Origin of the sequence: Marinibacterium profundimaris, from assembly GCF_002210095.1 — a bacterium.
Taxonomy (GTDB): domain Bacteria; phylum Pseudomonadota; class Alphaproteobacteria; order Rhodobacterales; family Rhodobacteraceae; genus Marinibacterium; species Marinibacterium profundimaris.
Window position 1 is genome coordinate 38,291 of record NZ_AQQR01000009.1, and the last position, 19,417, is coordinate 57,707.

Here is a 19,417-nt window from a genome sequence, read left to right on the forward strand (position 1 = left end):
CATATGGGGCTGCGATCATGCCCATGTTCGCCTGTCCGGCCGGAAATCGGAAGTCAAACGTCACGGCGCCTGTCGCGGCGCGGAAACCTCTTGAACTTCAAACATGAACCGGTGTTCATGTAACCCATGGCGAAAGCAACAGCACCAAAGACCAGGCGCGGCATCGAGCGGCGGGCCAAGATCCTGGCCGCGGCAGAAACCGTCATGGGCGAACAGGGCTTCCCGGCGGCGTCGATCGCCGACATCACGCGCGAGGCCGGAACCGCCCTTGGCACCTTCTACATCTACTTCTCGAACAAGGAGGAGATCTTTCGCGAGCTGGTCCTCGAGATGGGCAAGGTCACGCGGAAGATGGTCGCCGAGGCGATTGCCGACGCCCCCGACCGACTCGCCGCGGAACGCGCCGGGCTGGCGGCCTTCCTGAATTTCGTGGCCAAACGCCCCGCGCTCTACCGCATCGTCGAAGAGGCGCGTTTTGTCGATCCCGAGGCCTACCAGCGCTACTTCACCAGTTTCGGCGATGCCTACGCGGCCCAGCTTCGGGCGGCCGAGGCAAAGGGAGAGATCTCGCCGGGCGATGCCGATATCCGGGCCTGGGCGCTGATGGGCATGGCCAAGGCCCTGGGCGACCGCTACGTGATCTGGGACGATGTGCCCGATATCGATCGGGTCGTGAACGAAGCTCACCGCCTGATCTGCCGGGGTCTGGTTCCCGACGCGGCGGGCTAAGCCGCCGACCGGCGGTCGCCCGCGCGACGCATCCGTGGCGCGGGGTCGCGGCGAAACCTCAGGCGGTACCGTCCATGACATCTTGAACCCCGCCCGTCAGTATCCCCATGATTTCAAATCATTTTCCGGAATATTGCCAATTGGCAATTTCTCAGACCTTGCCGGCCTTTCGCGCCTTCAGGAACTGCTCCAGCGCGGCGCGCAAGGCGTCATCGTCCAGACCGCTTTCGAATTCCAGCTGCACGCGGCTGCCCTTCTTGCGCATCTGAACGCCTTTCTCATCGGGATGCCTGCGGAACGTGTGATCGGCGACGTTGCGCGTCTTGCGGGGCTGGGCGGCGGCCTTGAGGCGCGACATCACGCGGGCCACGGGCACCCCCTGCCCTTTCTGCTCCGCTGCCAGCACATCCGCTTCTTCCAGCACGGCAGCGGCCCCGGCATCGGTGGCCATCAGCGGCTTCAGCTGGCGGGCATGCAGCTCTTTCACGTCCCGCAGGCTGGGAAAGGCCGCAACGATCCGCGCGTCAAGGCGGGCCAGCTGCAGATACCGCGACAGCCAGGCCGGCGAGACCTGCAACCGTTCCGCCATCAGCTTCTGCTTGCCGCCGTAATAGGCCTCCACCGCCCTGGCGTAATCCCGCGCCCGCTCGAAATCCGAAATATCCTCGCGGTCGCGGTTCTCGATATCGGCGAGGCGGAAGGCTTCCTCATCCGTCAGCACGCGTTCTTCGATCAGGTACTTGAACTGGGGATAGTTGTTGGCCCGCAGCCACGATATCGCGAAATGGCGTCGCGCCCCGCAGATCACCTCGAACTCGGGCCCCTCGCCTTCGTGGGCCGGACGGAGCCGGCGCACGATGGCGGGAAATTCCTGCTGGCCCTGCGACAGGATCCCGTCGATCAGGTCCCTCGTGTTGGCCTCTGTCAGCAGGTCATAGGCGCGGTTGTGACGCGCCCACATCACGCAGGTCGACGGATCGACCAGGCGCAGGGTCTTTTCCTGCCGCCCGCCCGACGCCTGTTCGGCCATGGTGTTCGATCGTTTGAGAAAGCGCGCGCCCGAGCGGTCGCGGGCCGGCTTCGCCTCCTCCCCGAGGCCCGCCAGGACATCGTCGAAAACGGCGTCGTGTTTCTTGCTCACAGGATCCCCTCCTTCCTAAGGGCCGCATGATGGCTGGGCCATGTCTTGCGGATCATCGTCTCGACCTCGCGGCCGACCGCGTCCAGGTAGACGCGGCACCGTTTGTGCGTCTCGGTGCGGGTCGCGGCGCCGGTCATCTCGTAGACGCTCATCAGGTTGGCGGTGGCGTTGTCGATCTCGGCGGAATCCTTCAGCACGGCCGTCATCATGTCATGCGGAAACACCGCCTCCATCACCCGTTTGATCGCCTGATGCGCGCTCTTCTGATCATTCATCTTCGTCGCGAGAATCTTTACGAAGTTATAACCGCGCGCACCGCCATGTTCGGCCAGCTCGTTCAGCGTCGCGCCCATCATCTTGAGGAAATGCGCGGTCGAGCCGAAGTCGATGTTGTTGGGCGGCGCGGGAATGATCAGCGCATTGGCCGCGCGCAGCACCGACAGCGAGATCATCCCAAGCGCTGGCGGCGGATCCAGCAGGATCACGTCGAACTGGCTGGAAATCGTCTGGATCCCCGTGCGCAGGCGGTCGAGAACAAAGGTCTGCTCCTGCAGCATCCGCGCGGCAAACTCGTATTCCGCATCATAGAGCCCGAGGTTCGCCGGGATCAGCGCAACGTTGGGCCAATAGGTGGCCTGCAACGCATAGTGAAGCGACTCCGGCCCGGCGTGCTGGAAGAACGGATAAAGCGTGTCCTCGTCCTCATCCACGTCCACATCGGGGTTCAGCCCAAAGACCGAGGTCGTCGAGGCCTGGCTGTCGCAATCGATGACGCAGACGCGATAGCCCTTCAGCGCCAGGTACTGTGCCAGGTGCACCACGACCGTCGACTTGCCGACCCCGCCCTTGAAGTTCTGGACCGCCAGAACCGTCGCGGGATCCTCCGGCGCCCGATGCGGCAGGGTGCCGAAGACCTCGCGCATACGATTGACGGCTTCGAGGCTATAGCCGGTGCGGCGCCCGGTGTCCGGGTCCTTTTCGGGTTCCGGCAGGCGGCCGTCGGCCTCGGCATCGCGGATCGCCTTTTCGGTGCGCCCGACCATCTCGGCGGCGGTGCGCACGTTGAAGGTCAGCTCAAGGCTCTTTTGACTGCCCGGTGCGAACACCCGCTCGCGCAGCCGCTGGATCACCGTGTCCGCGCGGAGCGCAAGGCCATCGATTTCGTCTAGGGTGACAGGGTAGTCCTGCGGATCGGTCATCGCTGCCTCGTGAGGTGTTTTGAGCCGAGCATGCCTTTTGCGGGCTTGCGTCTCAAGTGCGAAGTTTCGGACGCATCCCTGAAAAAACCGAACCTGAGCTTTCGGGGTCGCCATCACCGATAGATGCGCTGGCATCATCAGGGGTGCGGAAGTTTCAGCGCTGTGACCCCTGCCCTCACCCAGAACGTAGCATTTCGGGCGATCCTGCGGCAAAGGGCCCCCAAAACTCCAAAAACCAGAAAAAACATCCCCTTTGATTCTGGATTCTAGGATTCAACTGTTCAGGCCCCCGGAGCCCCTTGGTTCTATGGCGATCCTGCGTCCAGGCCATACATTTGGGGATCGTTTCCCTTACGGATCGGATGGGCTGTGCTTACGGATCGGGTGGTGTCGCGCTACATCACGGGTGGGCTTTAAACTACTTTTCGGGATGGCGGATCTGTCGGGAATCACCCCCCTCGAAAAGCCCTTGAAAAGAAGGGGTATGCGATTCGCTCCCGAGTCCCCGCCTCGCCTGAAAGCTTACGTTTCGGGTGCAGCCCTTCGGAACCTTTCTCTTTACCGCTTACGTGGGCCGCGATACAAATGTAAGAAAACCATGTAATGGGGCCGAGCAGAAATGGCCAAACCAACGACACGATACAGAACCGTCGATGCCCGGCCAAGCCGCGAGTCGCTGGTCAAGCCGGGCGAGCTGGTGGACCTGATCGAGGTCACGCCGCTGACGCTGACCGACCGGCGCATCTACAACCAGCTGCTGGAAAACGCCTGGGAGGCGATCGACAAGCCGGTGCTGCATGTCATCGCAAAGGCCGATCTGCGCGGGTCGCACAATTCCAACGACCGGATCGGCGAAAGCATCGAGCGGTTGATGTCCGCCATCGTCAAGATCGAGGCGGTCTGGGACGGCAAGCCCGCGATCGAGCGGGTTCAGCTTCTGGGCGGCAACCTCGAGATGGCGCGCGCCGACGGGCTGTTCGAATACGAAATCCCGCCCCGTCTGCGCAAGATCATCTCGAACTCCACGATCTTTGCGCGGCTGCAGCGCGAGGTGATGTTCGCCCTGTCGTCGAAATACGCGCTGACCCTCTACGAGATGGTGCAGAAGCGCGGAAACCTGCGCTGGCGCTCGTCCGAGAAATTCGCAGTCGAGGCGTTTCGCGGTGTGCTGGGCGTGCCCAAGGGCAAGCTGACCACCTGGTCCAACCTGCGCATGCGCGCGATCGACCCGGCGGTGCAGGAGGTGTCGGCCCTGTCGGATTACATGGTCGAGGTCAAACCGATCAAGACCGGCCGCAGCGTGACCCATGTGGAACTGCGCTGGTGGCGCAAGGATGGCGAGGCGACGGGCAAAGCCGAGCGCGCGTTGCAATTCGCCTCGCCGGGGCGCCGGGCCCGGGCCGAAGGCCGCGCGGAAGAACATGCCGAACCGCCGGCCGAAGAGCAGGCCCCGCCCGGCCGCGCGCGCCCCGCCTGGCTGGATCGCCAGAGCGAAGCGCTGCGCACCCAGACCTATGAAACCGCGCGGCTGCGCTTTCCCGGCTACGACATCTACTATGTCGAGGGCGAATGGCGCGCCTGGCTTGCCGGCAAGGAGGCGCCGAAAGACCCTGACCGGGCCTTCCTTGCCTTTTTCCGCACCTACGTGGAAAAGAACCCGATCTGACGTTTCCAGTTTAGGTAAGCCTCTGTGGTTGAAAGAGAATTCTGTTTATTGCCAATTGGCAATTTTGCCTGTCAGGGCGCGAGAGCTGGCGAACGCCCTGCCCTTTCAGCGGCCGGGCCTTCGTCGGTGCTCTCTGCAAGACGGGTCCGCACGGCCGGTCGGTCCGGTGTGCATTGTGTCCTTGCGCTCGGGGCCGATATTCGGTCCGATCCCGCCGGGACAGACGGGGTGCGAATGCGGGGGTCGGCGCGGTGACGGCAGAACGGATTTTGGGCGTGGACGTGGGCACGACCTCGGTGAAGGCCGGGATGATGGACCTGCGCGGCAATGCGCTTGGCCGCTTTGCATCCGGCTATCCCACGCAGCGTCCGGGCGGGCCGCGGGCCGAACAGGATGCCGGCGACTGGATCCGCCTGGTCGAACAGGCCATCGCGACGCTGGCCGACGGCGCCCCGGTGCAGGCCGTGGGCCTGACCAGCCAGGTGAACACGCATCTCTTCGTGGGCGCGGACGGCGCGCCGCTGATGCCGGCGATCGTCTGGCAGGACACCCGCGCCAGCGCCGAAGCGGCCGAGCTGGACGCAAGTGTCAGCGACGCGCAGAAGATCGCATGGTGGGGCGCGCCGATGCCCATCGACGCCAGTAACGTGCTGTCGCGGATGCTTTGGGTGGCGCGGCACCGGCCCGATGTCTGGGCCGCGACCCGCTGGGTGATGCTGCCCAAGGATTTCATCATCTACCGGCTGACCGGCGAGGTCACGACCGATCCGGTGTCCAATATCGGGCTGGTGGGGCCGGACATGACCTATGTCGATGCGGTCTTCGACCTTGTGCCCGGGGCGCGGGACAAGGCGCCCGCGCTGGTGCCCGTGACCGAAGTGACGGGCCGCGTGCGCGCCGGGCCGCTGGCGGGCGTGCCGGTGATCTCGGGCACGATGGACGCCTGGACCGGCCTGGTCGGCTGTGGCGGGGCGCGCGACCGGTCGACTGTTTACCTCAGCGGCACATCCGAGGTGATGGGGATTTCCTCGCGCGAGGGGGCGGGCACCCCGGGGGTGATCGTGTTTCCCCAGGTCGAAGGCATCCGCGTGCATGCGGCGCCGACCCAATCGGGCGGCGATGCGCTGGCCTGGTACACACAGATGTCGGGCCGCAGCCATGACGAGGTGTCCGCGCTGGCCGCCGGGCCGCGCCGCGCGGGGACGCCTCTGTTCCTGCCGCAGCTTGAAGGCGAACGCGCGCCGCTATGGGATGCGGGCCTGCGGGGCGCGTTCCTGGGCCTGACGCGGCGCACGGGCGATGCCGAAATGGCGCGGGCGGTTCTGGAAGGCGTTGCGCTGTCGGCCCGCCATGCGCTGGAGGCGGCGCGCGCCTCGGCGGCGATAGGGCCGGGGCCGATCACCTGCGGGGGCGGCGGATTCCGCTCGGCCCCCTGGGCGCAGATCCGGGCGGATGTGCTGGGGTGCGAGCTGAGCACGCTGGCGGAAAAGGATCCGGGCATCCTGGGCGCGGCGATGCTGGCGGCGGTCGGGGCAGGGGTCTTTGACGCGATCGGCACCGCCTGGGACGAACTTGCGCGGTTCGACGCGACCTATGCGCCGGACCCGGGGCTGAGCGGCCTCTACGACGACCTCTTCGGCCTTTATTGCGAGGCCGTGACGACCCATGGCGCCCTTGGCCAAAGGCTGGCCGGGATGTCGGAATGAACGGACAACAGATGGAGATGACGATGAAAAAGTGGATGATGGCGGCGGCGTTGGCCGGGGCAGGGACCGTGGCCCAGGCCGAGACTGTGGCGGTGATCACGCCCTACCTCGCGCAGCCGGGCACACAGATGTACGTCGAGGGCTTCGAGGCCGCGGCGGAGGAAAAGGGCTGGGACGTGAACGTGGTCGATACCGCCGGTGACGTGGCCGCTGCCATCAGCCGGATCGAGGATGCGGTCACGCAGAACGTCGATGCCATCGTGATCAACGTCGACCCGGCGCAGGTGGCGGCGGGGCTGATCGCGGCGGAACAGGCCGGCATCCCGGTGGTCGGCATGGACGCGGGCAGCGACCCGCTGCTGGCGGCCAACATCACCTCGAACGGCTATGCCATGGCGGCCGAAACCGCCGTCTACGTGGCCAACCGCCTGAACGGCGAAGGCACGGTGGTGCAGTTCGTCTTTGACGCCTTTCCGCCGGTGCAGATCCGGGGCGTGATCGCCGACGCGGTTTTCGGTAACTACCCGGACATCGAGGTGCTGGACCGGATCACGCCGGATGTCTCTGACGGGGGCATCGCCGACAGCCGGGCGCAGATGGAGGCGATCCTGGCGGCCAATCCCGACCCCGGTTCGATCGGCGCGGTCTGGGCCGCCTGGGACCAGCCGGCGCTTGGCGCGCTGCAGGCGATCCAGGACGCGGGACGGGGCGACGAGGGCATCGTCATCGTCGGCATGGACGCCAACCCGCAGGCCCGCGCGGCCATTGCCGAGGGCGGCAACTTCGAGGCCTCCATGGCGCAGGACTTCGAAGGGATCGGCCGGACGACGGCGGACACGGTGGGCCGTCTGCTGGCGGGCGAAGAGCTTCGGGCGAGCGTGATCTATGTGCCGACCCAGCTGATCACCGCGGCCAACGCCGGGGAATGATCCGATGGAAATGAGATTTTCCTGCATGCGGAAAGCCTATGCAGGGGTGCCGGCGCTTGACGGGGTGGACCTGACGCTGCACGGCGGCACGATCCATGCCCTGATGGGCGAGAACGGAGCGGGAAAATCTACCTTGATCAAGCTGTTGGCCGGCGTTGTGCCGGCCGACGACATGGTGGTGGAGCGGGACGGACGGGCCGTGTCCCTGACGGGGCCAACCGACGCCCATGACCATGGATTTCGCTTTATACATCAAGAACTTAACATCGTTCCTTCACTCAGTGTGGCCGAAAACATCCTGCTGTCGCATCCGTTTCCGCGCCGCTTTGGCCTGACGGTGCATTGGAAGCGTCTGCGCGCGGGGGCGCGGGACGCGCTGGGGTTTCTCGGGGCCGATCACATCGACCCGGCAGCCATGGCGGGCAGTCTTGGGCCCGGCGACCGGATGCTGATCAAGATTGCCGCCGCGCTGGTCACCGAGGACGACGGGCAGGCGCCCTGCCTTTACGTTCTGGACGAGCCGACGGCGGCTCTGAGCGGGCAGGAGAGCGAGATGCTGTTTGCCGTGCTCGCGCGGCTGAAAGGGCAGGGGGCGGCGATCCTTTATGTGTCGCATCGCATGGACGAGGTCATGCGGATCTGCGACGAGGTCACGGTGCTGCGGGACGGAAAGCGGGTCGCCCACCGCGCGGTCCGGGACACCACGAAGCGGACCATCATCCGTGACATGACGGGGCGCGACGTGTCGGATGCCTATCCGCCGCGCACCACACCGATCCGGGACACCGTGGTGGCGCGGGTGGCGGACCTGCACTCGCCCCATCTGAGCGGCATCGGCTTCGAACTGCGCGCGGGCGAGATCCTGGGCGTCACCGGGCTTGCCGAAGCGGGGCAGTCTGCGCTGCTGGGCCTGTTCACCGGCCGGGAAAAGCGCCGCTCCGGCACGCTGGAGGCGCTGGGACAGGCCGCGCCGAAAAGCCCGGCGCAGGCGTGGGAGGCGGGGATTGCCAGCATCCCGCGTGAACGGCGCGGCGACGGGCTCATGCTGGAGATGGCGATCCGGTCGAACGTGGCGGTGTCGCATCTGAACGCCTATGGCTTCTGGGCCAGCAGGACCCGCGAAGCCAGCGATACCACCGAAATGGGCGCCAAGGTCCGCCTGAAGAGCAGCGGGCCGGAGCAGCCTGTGGGCCAGCTGTCGGGGGGGAACCAGCAGAAGGTGGTCTTTGCCCGCGCGCTGCTGGTGCAGCCGAACCTGCTGTTGCTGGACGAGCCGACGCGGGGTGTCGACGTGGGCGCGAAATTCGATATCTACACGCTGGTCCGCGAGCTGAGTGCCAGCGGCTGCGCCGTGATCCTGACGTCGACCGACCTGCCCGAGGTGCTGGGCATGTGCGACCGGATCCTGGTGCTGAACGAGGGCCGTCAGACCCACCTTTTGCCGCGCGGCACCATGGGGCAGGCCGAGCTGCTCGACACATTCTATGCGAAAGAGGCCGAAACGACATGATGAATACACTGCGCCAGTCGGGCACGCTGCTTGGCTTTCTGGCGATCGTGGTCTTTTTCGCGGTGCAGCTGCCCGACACCTTTCTGACGGCGCGCAACCTGATCAATATTACCCAGCAACTTTCGATGCTTATCGTCGTGGCCTCGGCGATGACCATCGTCATGGTGATGGGCGATTTCGACCTGTCGGTGGGCTCTGTCGCCAGCCTTGCCGGGGTGGTCGCGGCGGTGATGTTCGCCCATGACTACCCGGTCTGGCAGGGGGTTCTGGCGGCGCTTGGCATGGGGCTGCTGGCGGGGCTTGGTAACGGGGTGCTGGTGTCTTACGTGGGCATCCTGCCCTTTGTCGCCACGCTGGGGACGCTGACGGTGTTCAGCGGCATGGCCTTTGTCGTGTCCGACGGCAAGACGATCTATGGCAAGGACATCCCGGCGGAGTTTTCCGGTTTCGCGCGGGGGGGATGGGCCGCGGAGTGGCTGGGGCAGGGGATGAAGATCCCGAACCTGACCATCGCGGCCCTGCTGGTTTTGATCCTGGTCTGGGTGATCCTGGAACAGACGACATTCGGCCGGCGCCTTTATGCGATCGGCGGCAACCGCGAGGCTGCGCTGCTGGCGGGCCTGCGTGTCAAGCGGCTGAGATTGCTGGCCTTTGGCCTGACCGGCCTGGGCGCCGCGGGCGCCGGGCTGATGTATGCCGCGCGGGTGGCCAGCGCCAATCCCACACAAGGCTCGGGCCTGATGCTGGACGCCATCGCGGCGGTCTTCCTTGGCATGACGATGAGCCGTCATGGCGAGCCGCGGGTGCTGTTCACGCTGGTCGGCGTGCTGATGCTGGGGATCCTCGACAACGGGCTGACGCAGATGAAAGTCGACAGCTATATCCGCGAAATCCTGGTGGGCGTGATCGTGATCCTGTCGGTGGGCGTGGCGGTTCTGACCAAGCGCCAGAGGTAGGCGGCGCATGGGCAGAGGGGCAGGTCGGCCACGGCCCCACGTTTGAGCAGGACCGGGTATCACGCGGCAATCCATCCCTTTGGTGGCGGCGGCCCCGTGACCGGCCGGATGCGGCTCAGCTAACCGTGTCGATGGCGAACTGGAACAGCGACTGGATGTGATCGGCCACCGCCTTGCGCGCGGCTTTTGCATCGCGGGCCTCCAGTGAATCGAGGATCGCCTCGTGCTGGCGTGAATCGGGTTCCAGCCGTTCCGAAAGGCGGTCGATCTCGAACATCTTGGTGCTGGAGCGCAGGGCGTGCATCAGGTCGGTCATGACCTTGTTGCCGCAATTCTCGATAAAGAGCCCGTGCACCTCGTCGTCCGAGCGCCAGTGCGCGCGCATGTCGTAGGGGACCTGTGCCTTGACCGCATGCAGGGTGGCGCGCGCCGCCTGGATGGCCCTGGCGTCTATCCGGTCCACGCAAAGCGCGGCGGCCTCGCTTTCCAGCAATTGCCGGACCTTCAGGCTTTGCAGGTATTCGCGCAGCTCGACCTTGCGCACGTGGTAGGACCGGCTGGCGTCCTTCACCAGGAGGCCCTCGGCCTCCAGCTTCTGCAGGGCCTGGCGCAAGGGGGTCCTGGACACGCCAAGCTCGTTGGCCAGGTGCTGTTCCACCACAGCCTGCCCGGAGACCAGCCTGCGCTGTTCGATCATGGTCGAGAGCGCCGCGTAGGCCTGTTCCGAAAGTGTACCGGTCCTGCCGGACGGAGGGCTATCGGGGTCTGGCGCGAGGGTATGGGTCAGCTTCGTCATGATCGGTGTCTTTCGTCCCCGTTCCGGCAAACATGGTCACGCATAAAAAACGGGCACTGGCACGGGCCCAGGGCGGTTTCGGGCCGCCCTCTCATGTATCCCGAAAGGAATCTATTGCGTTCTGTCGGTATACGATGGTGAATGAGTTGTATACCGTTGGTGCGCAACGAAAGGACCCGACTGATGAATGACGCAACCTCCCCTCAGGGCAGAACCGAAAGTGCCATCGCCTTTCTGCGCGAGCTGATCGCGGCCCAGGTGGACGGAGAAGCCGCGGTACAGGCCGCGATCGGCGCGCGGCTGGCCCAGGCGGGATGTGACGTCAGTCATCATGACTACGACCCGGCCAAGGTGCCGGTGAAAGGCGAAATCGACGCGGCCAATGGGGCGACCGGTCTGCGCGGTGCGGTCGTGGGCGAGCTTGCCGGGCAGACGGATCTGCCCAGCCTGCTGATCTTTGCCCATCCCGACGGCGAACCGGTGACCGACGCGGACCAATGGACACATGATGCCTTTGCCGGCGAGATTGACAATGGCCGGTTGCATGGCTGGGGTGTCGCAGACGACCTTGCCGGCTGCGCCGCGGCGGTCCTGGCGGTCGAGGCCGCGGCGGCCAGTGGTCAGCCGATGGGGCGGGTGGTTTTCGCCTCGACCCCATCGAAGCGCTATGCGCGCGGGGTTGCGGCGCTGTTGCACGACGGGCTGCGGGCGGATGCGGCGCTTTACCTTCACCCGGCGGAATCCGGTGTCGGCATGCGCGAGATCAAGGCGCTGGCCTCGGGCCACGTGGAATTCACCATCACCGTCAAGGGCCAGGCGCCCGACACGACCGAGCCGGGGCATACCGCCTTTTCGCATTTGTCGGCCAACCCGGTGAACAAGGCCTTCCTGGTCTACACCGCTCTCATGCAATTGGCAGACGACCGCGCCGCGCGCGTGCGGCAGCCGCAAATGGAGGCGCGGGTCGGCCGGGCGACCAACCTGCACATCTCGCGGATGCAGTGCGGCGACATGCGCAAGTTTGGCCGCATCCACGACGAATGCATCATGGGCGGCGCGCTGTCCTTTCCGCCCGGCGAAACGCTGGCCGAGATATGTGCCGAGGTCGAGGGCGCCGTTGCCAGGGCGGCACAGGCCGACGACTGGCTGCGCGACAATCCTCCGGTGGTCAAATGGCTGACCGGTGTGACCGGCGCCCATGTCCCCGAGGACCATCCGCTTTACCAGGTCACCGCCCGCGCTGTCGGCGCGGTCACCGGCGAGGCGCCTTACGTCAACGTGATGCACACCTCTTCCGATATCCGCAATCCGCCCGTCGAGGCGGGCATTCCCTGCGTCGCCTTCGGCTGCCTGTGTGGCGACCTCAGCCAGAACGAGAAGCGCGACGAATGGGTCGATGTGGATGACTTCCTGCGCATGGTCGATGTCACCACCCGGGTGGTCACCGACTGGTGCAGCGGACGGCAAGACTGAGTTCACCCAAACAGAGGGCCGGTCAAGCGGCCCCGCCCCCTCCCGAATGTTCCATCAGAGGAAAAAAATATGAAATACAATATACTAACCGGAACGGCGCTGGCCACCGTGATCACCCTGGCTGCCGGCGTCGCCGCACAGGCACAGGACTGCCCGGCCGATCTTCCGCTTGTCGAGGACGGCAAGCTGACCATGTCGATCAACGCGACCATTCCGCCGAAGCAGTATATCGATGCCGACGGCAACCTTGCCGGTCTGCACAAGGACATGGGCGACGAGATCGCCAAGCGTCTGTGCCTTGAGCCGGTCTATCAGAACGTCGATTTCGCCGTGCAGATCCCCGGCCTTGATGCCGACCGCTGGGACATGATCAACACCGGCCTGTATTTCACCGACGAACGCGCGGGCTTCATGCAGCTGGTGCCCTATTCGGTCAACGCGCTGGCCCTGATCGCGGCGGCGGACAACCCCGAAGGCTTCGCCGGGCCCAAGGATCTTGCCGGACATCCGGTGGGTGTCGAGATCGCCGGGTTCGAAGAGAAGAAGCTGAACGAAATCAACGATGCCCAGGTGGCCGAAGGGCTGGAGGCGATGGATATCCGCGCCTTCAACACCTACGGCGAAGTCTTCCTTGCGCTTGGCGGCGGTCAGATCTCGGCGGTGTTCGCGGGCGATGCGATCGGCTCCTACTACCAGGAAAAGGGCCAGTTCTCGAAGGCCGCGACCGGTCTTTATCCCGGCACGCCCGGCGCCTTTGCCTTTGATGAACCGGCGCTGGCCCAGGCCGTGGCGGATGCGCTGAACGCGATGAAGGCCGACGGAACCTATGACGAGATGATGGATGCATATGGCACCACCAAGATCGACGTCTGGGACCGCTGGCCGGGTGAATTCACCTATTTCTACACCGGCGACTGAGGCTTTCCGGAACGCTTGACGAAAAGACGGGGGGGCCACGCCGGCCACCCCGCACCGGGAAGGAGAGAGAATGTCCTGGAGTTGGGATCATTTCATGCAGTTCCTGTTCAGCCCCTACATGCTGAACGGGGTCTGGACGACGATCTGGCTGTCGATCGTCGCGATGCTGATCGGCTGTTCGCTGGGGGCCATGCTGGCCTTCATGAAGATGTCGAAAACCTGGATCCTGCGGCAGATCGCGAACACCTACATCTGGATCTGGCGCGGCACGCCGCTGCTGGTGCAGATGGTCATCATCTATACCGTGCTGCCCAAGGCCGGCATAAAGCTGGGCGTGATCGAAAGCGCCATCATCGCGCTGTCGCTCCACGAGGCCGCCTATTTCGCCGAGATCGTCCGCTCTGGCATCACCTCGGTGAACAAGGGGCAGGAAGACGCCAGCCTTGCGCTTGGCATGACCTGGCCGCAGCGTATGCGCTATGTCATCGTTCCCCAGGCGACGCGCGTCATCATCCCGCCGCTGGGCAACCAGTTCAACCTGATGATCAAGACCACCTCGCTGGCTTCTGTCATTTCGATGGAGGAACTGTTCCGCCGGACACAGCAGATGGCCCAGCTCGAGTTCAAGGTGCTCGAGGCCTACATGTGCGCGGCCTGCTGGTACCTTGTGATGACCACGCTCTGGGGTCTGATCCAGAAACGGCTCGAGGCTCATTACGACCGGCCCTTCGGTCCCGCCGCGGACACGGACGAGCGGAAGAAGCCCGACCCGGTCCTGTCCGGCCAGGCCGCCCAGGTGTGAGATGGAGGACAAGGATATGAGCAACATGGAAAACGAAGTTCGTCCCGTGGCCAGGGCCGGGATGCGCGATCTTGGCCCGCCCATCGTCGAGATCCGGAACGTCGAAAAACGCTTTGGCAACGTGACGGTGCTGAAGGACGTCAGCCTGACGGTCCGCACGGGCGAGGTCGTCGTGATCGCCGGGCGTTCGGGGTCGGGCAAGTCGACCCTGCTGCGCTGCATCGACCATCTCGAAACCATCGAGGGCGGCAGCATCCATGCCTGCGGCGAGAACATGGGCTATCGCCAGGACAGCGGCGGCAAGCGTACTCTGCTGGGCGACCGCAGGACCGCCCGGCAGCGGCGCAACATGGGCATGGTGTTCCAGTCCTTCAACCTGTTTCCGCATCTGAACGTGCTGAGGAACATCACCCTGTCCCCGATCCGGATCATGGGCGAGGACCGGAAGACCGCCGAGGCCCATGCGCACGAGCTTCTGGCGAAGGTGGGGTTGCCCGAAAAGGCCGACGCCTATCCCAGCCAGCTTTCGGGCGGTCAGCAGCAGAGGGTGGCGATTGCCCGGGCGCTGGCGATGCGGCCGCAGGTGATGCTGTTCGACGAGCCGACCTCGGCGCTGGATCCGGAAATGATTTCCGAGGTGCTGGACGTGATGATCGACCTCAGCCGGCAGGGCATGACGATGATCGTGGTCACGCACGAGATGGGCTTTGCCCGGGCCGCGGCCGACCGCGTGCTGATGATGGCCGATGGCATGATCGTCGAGGAAGCGCCGCCCGAGGAATTCTTTACCAACCCGCAGAGCGAGCATACCAAGCTCTTCCTGTCGAAGATCCTCTGAGGGGGAGATCGCGTGATCAGAACCGTTCTGGGCGACGTATCTTCGGATGCGGTCGGGCCGATCCTGCTGCACGAGCACCTGCTGTTCGATATCGTCCCGCCCGGCACGACGGGCGACCGTCAGGCGCAGATCCGTGCCGAAGACCGCTGGCAGATCGATTACCGCGCCAACGAATGCGCCGCGAACGCGCTGCAAACCGATGTCGGCATCGCCGCGGCCGAACTGGACCATTACGCGGCGGACGGCGGCAGCCTGCTGGTGGATCAGTCGATCTTCGGTCTGGCCCGCGACCCGGAAGGGCAGGCCAGGGCGTCACGGCAAAGCGGCGTTCACGTCGTCGCGGCGGCGGGCACCTATGTCGAGGCCTATGTGCCCGACGATATCAGGGCCCTGTCGTCCGGGGCGCTGGCCGACCGGTTCACCGCCGAGGTGACGGAGGGCATGGATGGCACCGACATCCGCGCAGGGCTGATCGGCGAAATGGGATGTTCCTGGCCGATGACGGCGTTCGAGCGCCGCGCGCTTGAGGCCGCCGCCGAAGCGCAGCAGCGCACCGGCGCCTCGATCAGCGTTCATCCCGGCCGACACGAAACCGCCTGCGCGCAGGTGCTCGACATTCTTGAAGGCGCGGGGGCCGACCTGGGCCGGGTCGTGCTGTGCCACATGGACCGGACGCATCCCGACGGCAGCGGCATCCCCGCGCTGCTGGAACGCGGTGCGGTGGTCGAGTGGGATTTCTTCGGCGTCGAATCCTCGCATTACTGGATGACCGACGAGGTCGAGCTGCCCACCGACCTTGGCCGGCTGCGCCTGATCCGCGACCTGGCGGACCAGGGCTTTGGCGATCAGATCGCACTATCACACGACATTTGCACCAAGACCCGCCTGCGCCACTGGGGCGGGCACGGCTATGGCCACATCCTGCGCAATGTCACCACTCTCATGGAGCGGCTGGAGTTTGCTCCGCCGCTCGTCGCCGCGCTTCTGCGCGATACCCCCCTGCGATTGCTGAATTTGAAGGAGACCCCGCAATGACCCGTTTTCGCGGCACTTTTTCCGTGATGGTCACGGCCTATGATGATGCGGGCAATTTCGATCCCGCCCGCATGGCGCGTTACACCGACTGGCAGGTGACCGAAGGCATTCACGGGCTGATCCCGCTTGGGTCGACCGGCGAATTCCTGTCGCTGGACAAGGCAGAGCGCGAAGCCGTGGCGCGCTGTGTCGTCGACACCGTGGCGGGCCGGGTGCCGGTGCTGCTGGGCGCGGGGGCCGAACGCACGGAAGACGTGATCGAGAACTGCCGCATGGCCGAGGCCGTGGGCGCCGACGGGGTGATGATCATCCCGCCCTTCTACTCGACCCCCACCGAGGACGAGCTTTACCGCCATTACGCGCGGATCAGCGAAGCGACCGACCTGCCGATCATGCTGTACAACAACCCGGCGACGGCCAACGTGGACCTGACCCCGCCCATCGTGGCGCGCCTGTCGACGCTGAAGGGTGTGGACTACATCAAGGAAAGCACGATGGACGTGACCCGGGTGCGCGACATCATCGACCTGTGCGGCGACCGGATGACCGTCTTTGGCGGGATCATGGGCTTTGAAAGCTTCGTCAACGGGGCGCAGGGCTGGGTTGCCGTCGGATCGAACATCCTTCCGAAGGATTGCGCCCGGCTCTTTACCCTGACCGCGGATGCGCAGGATTACGACGAAGCCCGCGCGCTCTACAGGAAGATGCTGCCGGTGATCCGGCTGGTGGGCGGGCATCGCTATGTCTCGGCCACCAAGAAGGCGCTGGAGCTGATGGACCTGCCGACCGGCGATCCGCGCAGCCCGCGCCTGCCCTTGCCGGAGGCGGATATGCCCGAGCTTCTGGCGGCGCTTGAAGCGGTGGGGTTGGTGCATCTGGCAGAGGCCTGAGCCAATGCAGTTCCACTGGAACGGCGCCTCGATCGACGCGCGGCCCGGCGACAGCATCGCCGCCGCCCTGACGGCGGCGGGCGTGCGCAAGCTGGGTGCCGGTTGCACTGGCCAGGACAGGGCGATGTTCTGCGGCATGGGCGTGTGCCAGGACTGCGCGGTCCAGGTCGACGGACAGGTGGGGCAACTGGCCTGCATGACCAAGGTCAGGCCGGGCATGGATGTGCGCGCCCAGGATGACCTGACAACCGCGCCCGCGCATTGGGACGGCAACGCTGCCCTGCCGCGCGCGGTGAAGGTGGACGTGGCCGTGATCGGTGCGGGCCCCGCCGGTTTGCGGGCCGCCCTGCTTCTGGTCGGGTCCGGGGCGCGTGTTCTGGTCCTGGATGAGCGTGATGCCACGGGCGGGCAGTATTTCAAACCGCGCAGCGATGGCTTTCGGCATGGAACCCCGAAAGACGCCCAGCACCGCGCGGGCGATGCGCTGCGCGCTTCGGTCACGGCTGCGGGGGTCGAGGTCGTCCACGGCCAGACGGTTTGGCATGCGCGCGGGGGCAGGGGCTTCACCTTGCGGTCGCATGGCGCGGATGGCGATCTGTCGATCACCGCGCGCGCCGTTCTGCTGGCCACCGGCGGCTACGAGATACCCGCGGTGGTGCCGGGCTGGACCGGGTCCAACGTTCTCAGCATCGGTGGCGCGCAGACCCTTGTGCGGCGCTACGGTGTCCTGCCGCCGGGGCCGGTTCTGGTGGCAGGGCAGGGGCCGCTTGGCTGGCAGCTGGCCGATGAGATCCTGCGATTGGGCGGACAGGTCGCCGCCGTGGTGGAACGCGCGGCCCTGCGCCGGCCCGGCGCGGTTCTGAGCGCGGCCATGCAATCGCCCGGGCTGATCGCGGCGGGGCTGGGTCAAAGACTGCGTTTCGCGCGGGCCGGTGTTCCGGTGTTGACCGGCTGGGAGCTGGCCGGGATTTCCGAGGATGGAGCAATCGTGCAGCCCGTTGCCGGCGGCGCCACCCGGACGATCCGGGCGCGCACGGTGTGCATCGGGGCCGGTTTCGCGCCACAGATGGAACTGGCGCGGCTGATGGGGGCCGAGCTGGTCGCGGGCAAGGGCCATGGCTGGCCGGTGCCGCGACGCGACGAGGATGGCACCACCTCGGTTCCGGGGCTTTGGATTGCCGGTGACGCTGGCGGCATGGGCGGGGCGCCCGCCGCCGAGGCGCAGGGCGCGCTGGCGGGCGCGGCGATCGCGCGGTTTCTGGGTCTTAGGCCGCCCGCGGTTTCGGCCGCGCCTCTTCACCGTGCGCAACGGTTCCAATCCGCGCTTTGGGCCTTGTTCGATGCACCGCCGCCAAAGCCGCCCGCCGACAGCGCCATGGTCTGCCGGTGCGAGGCGGTCACGGCAGGCGCGCTGCGCCGCTGCATTGCCGAAGGGGCCCGTGATCCCGGCGCCCTCAAACGCGAAACCCGCATGGGCATGGGGCGGTGCCAGGGGCGATATTGCCTGCCCGTGGCGCTTCGGCTGCTGGCGGATGCAGAGCAGCCGCAATCGCCCGAACGGCTGTTTGCACCGCAACTCCCTGCCAAGCCGGTCTCGGTCTCGGCGCTGGGGATCGAAAAGCCGGAATGGGGCGGCCACCGCGAAAGCGCACCGGCGGCCCGGCCCGGATCGCCGCCCGACACACCGCTGCATCAAGACAGCGCCGATCTTGTTGTCATTGGCGGCGGCATCACCGGCATTTCCGCCGCGCTTTTTGCCGGAAGGCAGGGCGCAAACGTCACCGTGCTGGAGCGTGGCTGGCTCAATGCCGAGGCCTCGGGCGGCAACGCGGGGAGCCTGCACCTGCAACTGCTGTCCTGGGACTTTGGACAAAAGGCGGTGGGCGGCGGCGACCTGCAACTGCGGACACTGCCGCTTCAGCAGGAATCCATCGCGCTCTGGGCCGAGCTGGAGCATCAGCTTGGCGCGGATTTCGAGATGACCACCTCCGGCGGCCTGATGGTGGCGGAAACCGAGGCGCAGATTCCCTTCCTTGAACAGAAGGCGCAGTCCGAAGCCCGGTTCGGCATCACGACCGAGATCATCGGCCCCGACCGTCTGCGCCAGATCGCGCCAGGGATTTCGCCGCGCATGGTGGCCGCGGCCTGGTGCCCGGGCGAGGGCAAGATCAATCCGCTTGCGGCCTCGCGGGCCCTGGTGGCCGAGGCACGCGCGCAGGGCGTCTGTTTCGAAGAACAGGCACCGGTCACGGGCATTGCACGCGCGGGCGACGGCTATGAGATCACGACGCCGCGCGGCACGGTCCGTGCGAAGCGTATCGTCATCGCGGCGGGCGGTTGGGCGTCGCAACTGGGCCGGATGCTGGGCGCGGACATCCCGGTCAAGGGCGCACCGTTGCAGATGGTGGTGACCGAACGCACGGCGCCGGTTCTGCCCTGCCTCGTGGCCCATGCCGACCGGCACCTGACCATGAAACAGACCCGCGCCGGCACCGTCCTGATCGGTGGCGCCTGGACGGCCGAAACCGGGCCGGGCGGCCAGTCGCGCGTTCTGCCCGAAAGCCTTGAGGGCAACCTTTGGGTGGCGGCGCGCACGGTTCCCGCGGTCGGCGGCCTGCGCGTTCTGCGCAGTTGGGCCGCGATGAACATCGACATTGACGGCGCGCCGCTGATCGGCCCTTTGCCGGGTCATCCCGGCGTCACGGTCGCCGCCACCGCCAACGGTTACACCCTTGGCCCGCTGATGGGCCGCGAAGTGGCGCAGGCCGCTCTCAACGGCACCATGCGGCAGGACATCGCCGCATTCACCTTCGAACGTTTCAATTGATG

General features: G+C 66.1%; 16 protein-coding genes. 13 read left to right on the forward strand and 3 right to left on the reverse strand.

The window, feature by feature from the left end; genetic code table 11:
• Window positions 1–126: 126 nt before the first annotated feature.
• Entirely contained in the window at window positions 127–729 is a 603-nt protein-coding gene (locus ATO3_RS18500) for a TetR/AcrR family transcriptional regulator (protein ID WP_088651384.1), read from the forward strand.
• Between the two features lie 151 nt (window positions 730–880).
• Here the strand turns inward: ATO3_RS18500 and ATO3_RS18505 are convergent, their stop codons facing one another.
• Together ATO3_RS18505 and ATO3_RS18510 are read right to left on the reverse strand one after the other, a co-directional pair.
• Entirely contained in the window at window positions 881–1,870 is a 990-nt protein-coding gene (locus tag ATO3_RS18505; protein ID WP_088651385.1) for a ParB/RepB/Spo0J family partition protein, read from the reverse strand.
• Entirely contained in the window at window positions 1,867–3,069 is a 1,203-nt protein-coding gene (locus ATO3_RS18510) for an AAA family ATPase (protein ID WP_088651386.1), read from the reverse strand. The genes ATO3_RS18505 and ATO3_RS18510 overlap by 4 nt, the downstream gene beginning before the upstream one ends.
• A 619-nt stretch (window positions 3,070–3,688) precedes the next feature.
• Here ATO3_RS18510 and ATO3_RS18515 point away from each other — a divergent pair.
• From ATO3_RS18515 to ATO3_RS18535, 5 genes are all read left to right on the forward strand, one after another.
• The gene (locus tag ATO3_RS18515; protein ID WP_088651387.1) at window positions 3,689–4,735 is read left to right on the forward strand and encodes a replication initiation protein; all 1,047 of its coding nucleotides are present in this window, start codon (window positions 3,689–3,691) and stop codon (window positions 4,733–4,735) included.
• A gap of 275 nt (window positions 4,736–5,010) precedes the next feature.
• On the forward strand, window positions 5,011–6,441 hold the full coding sequence (locus ATO3_RS18520) for a xylulokinase (RefSeq protein WP_088651388.1): 1,431 nt from the start codon (window positions 5,011–5,013) through the stop codon (window positions 6,439–6,441).
• A complete protein-coding gene (locus ATO3_RS18525) occupies window positions 6,438–7,370 on the forward strand; it encodes a substrate-binding domain-containing protein (protein ID WP_233152216.1) in 933 nt (310 codons plus the stop codon). Before ATO3_RS18520 ends, ATO3_RS18525 begins: the two co-directional genes overlap by 4 nt.
• Before the next feature lie 25 nt (window positions 7,371–7,395).
• A complete protein-coding gene (locus ATO3_RS18530; RefSeq protein WP_158218000.1) occupies window positions 7,396–8,880 on the forward strand; it encodes a sugar ABC transporter ATP-binding protein in 1,485 nt (494 codons plus the stop codon).
• Window positions 8,877–9,836 carry an ABC transporter permease gene (locus tag ATO3_RS18535; RefSeq protein ID WP_088651391.1) on the forward strand — a complete coding sequence of 320 codons (960 nt, stop codon included), beginning with the start codon at window positions 8,877–8,879 and terminating at the stop codon, window positions 9,834–9,836. The genes ATO3_RS18530 and ATO3_RS18535 overlap by 4 nt, the downstream gene beginning before the upstream one ends.
• 115 nt (window positions 9,837–9,951) lie before the next feature.
• Here ATO3_RS18535 and ATO3_RS18540 read toward each other — a convergent pair whose 3' ends face one another.
• Window positions 9,952–10,632, reverse strand: a complete 681-nt coding sequence (locus tag ATO3_RS18540; protein WP_088651392.1) for a GntR family transcriptional regulator — start codon at window positions 10,630–10,632, stop codon at window positions 9,952–9,954.
• A 183-nt stretch (window positions 10,633–10,815) separates the two neighbouring features.
• On the opposite strand from ATO3_RS18540, the gene ATO3_RS18545 reads away from it, so the two are divergent.
• From ATO3_RS18545 to ATO3_RS18575, 7 genes are all read left to right on the forward strand, one after another.
• Window positions 10,816–12,105 (forward strand): M20 family metallopeptidase, encoded by a 1,290-nt coding sequence (locus ATO3_RS18545; protein ID WP_158218001.1) that lies wholly within the window; start codon window positions 10,816–10,818, stop codon window positions 12,103–12,105.
• 69 nt (window positions 12,106–12,174) lie between these two features.
• Window positions 12,175–13,023 (forward strand): ABC transporter substrate-binding protein, encoded by an 849-nt coding sequence (locus ATO3_RS18550; RefSeq protein WP_088651394.1) that lies wholly within the window; start codon window positions 12,175–12,177, stop codon window positions 13,021–13,023.
• 70 nt (window positions 13,024–13,093) lie between these two features.
• Window positions 13,094–13,825 carry an amino acid ABC transporter permease gene (locus ATO3_RS18555; RefSeq protein ID WP_088651395.1) on the forward strand — a complete coding sequence of 244 codons (732 nt, stop codon included), beginning with the start codon at window positions 13,094–13,096 and terminating at the stop codon, window positions 13,823–13,825.
• A gap of 25 nt (window positions 13,826–13,850) precedes the next feature.
• The gene (locus tag ATO3_RS18560; protein WP_269845420.1) at window positions 13,851–14,663 is read left to right on the forward strand and encodes an amino acid ABC transporter ATP-binding protein; all 813 of its coding nucleotides are present in this window, start codon (window positions 13,851–13,853) and stop codon (window positions 14,661–14,663) included.
• A 12-nt stretch (window positions 14,664–14,675) separates the two neighbouring features.
• Window positions 14,676–15,698, forward strand: coding sequence for a phosphotriesterase family protein (locus ATO3_RS18565; protein ID WP_088651396.1), 1,023 nt, complete (start codon window positions 14,676–14,678; stop codon window positions 15,696–15,698).
• Entirely contained in the window at window positions 15,695–16,588 is an 894-nt protein-coding gene (locus ATO3_RS18570; RefSeq protein WP_088651397.1) for a dihydrodipicolinate synthase family protein, read from the forward strand. The genes ATO3_RS18565 and ATO3_RS18570 overlap by 4 nt, the downstream gene beginning before the upstream one ends.
• Window positions 16,589–16,592: 4 nt before the next feature.
• Entirely contained in the window at window positions 16,593–19,415 is a 2,823-nt protein-coding gene (locus ATO3_RS18575; protein ID WP_088651398.1) for an FAD-dependent oxidoreductase, read from the forward strand.
• Window positions 19,416–19,417: the final 2 nt, after the last annotated feature.

Excerpts from the sequence above, each read along its gene's own strand:
- ATO3_RS18530 (WP_158218000.1), top strand. The coding sequence starts at position 7,396 with ATGCGGAAAGCCTATGCAGGGGTGCCGGCGCTTGACGGGGTGGACCTG.
- ATO3_RS18500 (WP_088651384.1), top strand. The coding sequence starts at position 127 with ATGGCGAAAGCAACAGCACCAAAGACCAGGCGCGGCATCGAGCGGCGG.
- ATO3_RS18540 (WP_088651392.1), bottom strand. The coding sequence starts at position 10,632 with ATGACGAAGCTGACCCATACCCTCGCGCCAGACCCCGATAGCCCTCCG.
- ATO3_RS18555 (WP_088651395.1), top strand. The coding sequence starts at position 13,094 with ATGTCCTGGAGTTGGGATCATTTCATGCAGTTCCTGTTCAGCCCCTAC.
- ATO3_RS18560 (WP_269845420.1), top strand. The coding sequence starts at position 13,851 with ATGGAAAACGAAGTTCGTCCCGTGGCCAGGGCCGGGATGCGCGATCTT.
- ATO3_RS18570 (WP_088651397.1), top strand. The coding sequence starts at position 15,695 with ATGACCCGTTTTCGCGGCACTTTTTCCGTGATGGTCACGGCCTATGAT.
- ATO3_RS18510 (WP_088651386.1), bottom strand. The coding sequence starts at position 3,069 with ATGACCGATCCGCAGGACTACCCTGTCACCCTAGACGAAATCGATGGC.
- ATO3_RS18545 (WP_158218001.1), top strand. The coding sequence starts at position 10,816 with ATGAATGACGCAACCTCCCCTCAGGGCAGAACCGAAAGTGCCATCGCC.
- ATO3_RS18550 (WP_088651394.1), top strand. The coding sequence starts at position 12,175 with ATGAAATACAATATACTAACCGGAACGGCGCTGGCCACCGTGATCACC.
- ATO3_RS18535 (WP_088651391.1), top strand. The coding sequence starts at position 8,877 with ATGATGAATACACTGCGCCAGTCGGGCACGCTGCTTGGCTTTCTGGCG.
- ATO3_RS18525 (WP_233152216.1), top strand. The coding sequence starts at position 6,438 with ATGAACGGACAACAGATGGAGATGACGATGAAAAAGTGGATGATGGCG.
- ATO3_RS18575 (WP_088651398.1), top strand. The coding sequence starts at position 16,593 with ATGCAGTTCCACTGGAACGGCGCCTCGATCGACGCGCGGCCCGGCGAC.
- ATO3_RS18515 (WP_088651387.1), top strand. The coding sequence starts at position 3,689 with ATGGCCAAACCAACGACACGATACAGAACCGTCGATGCCCGGCCAAGC.